Source organism: Synechococcus sp. H55.9 (genome assembly GCF_047462355.1).
Taxonomy (GTDB): domain Bacteria; phylum Cyanobacteriota; class Cyanobacteriia; order Thermostichales; family Thermostichaceae; genus Thermostichus.
In genome coordinates, this window is the sequence record NZ_JANSJB010000160.1 from 1 (window position 1) to 2,339 (window position 2,339).

Sequence of the window (2,339 nt, forward strand, 5' to 3'; positions counted from 1 at the left end):
GGGCAGAAGAAGAGACAAAAATCTCGCCGTAAAGCGGATGGGGAAACCCCACCCGCCTGCGCGGTGGGGTAGTTCATAGTTTGATTGCCATTTGACAGTGACCAGAGGATTCAGCTTTGGACGGGCTCGCCCTGCTGAAGGCAGTTTTTCGTTTACTATTCGTCTACTATAGAAGGCTATGACGAAACTCACCCCCAGCTCCAGCTACAGTATTGCTTTGCGCCTGCGCCTGCCCAACCAGCCAGGAGCACTGGCCCGCGTCACCCAGGCTATTGCCGAGGTGGGAGGCAGCCTCAGCCAGATCGACCTCGTCTATCAATCCTCTGCAGAGACGGTGCGGGAGATCTCGGTGGATGCTGTCAGCAGCGAGCATGCCGAGCAAATTCGCGCCGCTGTTGCCTCTTTGCCCAATGTGAAAGTAGAGCGGGTGGTGGATCGCACCTTTGAGCTGCACCGCGGAGGAAAGCTGCAGGTGGTGGCCAAAAGCCCCCTGGAGAGCGCCGCCGATCTGGCCATGGCCTACACACCGGGGGTGGGGAGGGTGGCACTGGACATTGCCGCCAACCCCGCCGCCGTCTATGACTACACCATCAAGGGCAATTGCGTGGGCATTGTTACCGACGGCAGCGCTGTGCTGGGCTTGGGGAACATCGGGCCGGAGGCCGCTCTGCCGGTAATGGAGGGGAAGGCGGCCCTGTTCAAGCGCTTTGCCGATATCGATGCCTTCCCTCTGTGCCTGGCCACCCAGGAGGTGGAAGAAATCGTGGAGACGGTGGTGCGCCTGGCTCCCGGCTTTGGCGGCTTTAACCTGGAGGATATCAGCGCCCCCCGCTGCTTTGCCATTGAATCCCGGCTCAAGGCCCGCCTCAACCTACCGGTGTTCCACGACGATCAGCATGGCACGGCGATTGTGGTGCTGGCCGCCTTGCTGAATGCTTTGAAGGTGGTGAAAAAAAGCCTGGATCAGGTGCGCATTGTGCTCAATGGGGCGGGAGCAGCTGGCATTGCCGTCACGCAACTGTTGCGGCGGGCCGGGGCCAACCATATTGTGGTCTGCGACCGCCAAGGGATCCTCAGCCGCTCCCGCACCGACCTCACCCCAGAAAAGGCGGCAGTTGCAGTCGAGCAGAGCGGATCCCTGGCAGAGGCTTTGGTGGGAGTGGACGTGTTCATCGGGGTGAGCGTGGCCAATGCCCTGGCGGCAGAGATGGTGGAGAGCATGGTGCCGGATCCCATTGTCTTTGCCCTGGCCAACCCGGTGCCGGAGATCCAGCCGGAGCTGGTGAGCGATCGGGTGGCGGTGATGGCCACCGGGCGCAGCGACTACCCCAACCAGATCAACAATGTGCTGGCCTTTCCGGGCGTGTTTCGCGGCGCTCTGGATTGCCGCGCCAAGCAGATCAACACCGAGATGTGCCTAGCGGCCGCCCACGCCATCGCCAATTTGATCCCACCTGAAGATTTGGATCCCCAGTGGATCATCCCCTCGGTCTTCGACGGGCGGGTGGTCTCTGAGGTGGCTGCCGCAGTAGTTCAGGCTGCCCGCCAAACGGGAGTGGCCGGGATCCCTTGAGGGGTGCCCAGGCGGCCTATTGCCCTAGGTTCCCCTTCGCCAAAAGCGGGTGGAAGGCAGCATCCGCTCGACCGCAGGCTTCTGAGGCGTCAGCCCGTCGGGACAGCAATTACCCGTCCTAGCGCTGTGCGGAAGCAAGCTGGCAGTGCAGGGAGGATGTCAACATACCGAGCATCAATCTTTGGCCTGGGGAACGCTTTGGATCCGCAAATGCGGCAACGTTGAAGTCTGCTTTTTTCGGATCCCTTGTAACTTAACAATCCTTCAAGCTTTCTTCCTTCTTTGTGTAGTATTTTGCGCAGACGTCACTGACTTCATCGATTACCCTGAGTTTCAGGTTTCTAATCACTCGGCACTCCCAATGGATATACGTAAGCCGCTCTGCGTCCACATCGTCACCACGCTCACCGCTGCTAGCATTGCCGCTTTGCCTCAGTCTGACCTCGGCAGAGCCCTCAGAGTGGCTCTGGTGGTTGGAGCCGGGAACGCAGTAGCCTCGAGGGTTGCTTGGTCTTCTGCCCGAGACAGGGATCGGCGAGTGCAAAGCCTCCAAGCAAAGATTGAAGGGCTACAGGACCAGTCTGCGCGGAAGGAGGAAGAAATTCAAAGATGGCAGGGTCTCGTCGGAGACTTGTCCCGGCAAGTCCAGGAGAGGGACGAGAAGCTGCAGAACCGGCAAGCGGAACTGACAGAGCTCCAAACCCAGCTTCAGCAGAGCAGCAAGCAAGTCCAAGATCTGGAAGCGCAGCTGGCCGAGCAACAGCGC

General features: G+C 60.2%; 1 protein-coding gene. It reads left to right on the forward strand.

From position 1 onward, the window contains the following. Positions 1–178: 178 nt before the first annotated feature. Entirely contained in the window at positions 179–1,573 is a 1,395-nt protein-coding gene (locus NW857_RS12730; protein WP_414336179.1) for a malic enzyme-like NAD(P)-binding protein, read from the forward strand. The last annotated feature ends 766 nt before the right edge of the window (positions 1,574–2,339 follow it).

Excerpts from the sequence above, each read along its gene's own strand:
- NW857_RS12730 (WP_414336179.1), top strand. The coding sequence starts at position 179 with ATGACGAAACTCACCCCCAGCTCCAGCTACAGTATTGCTTTGCGCCTG.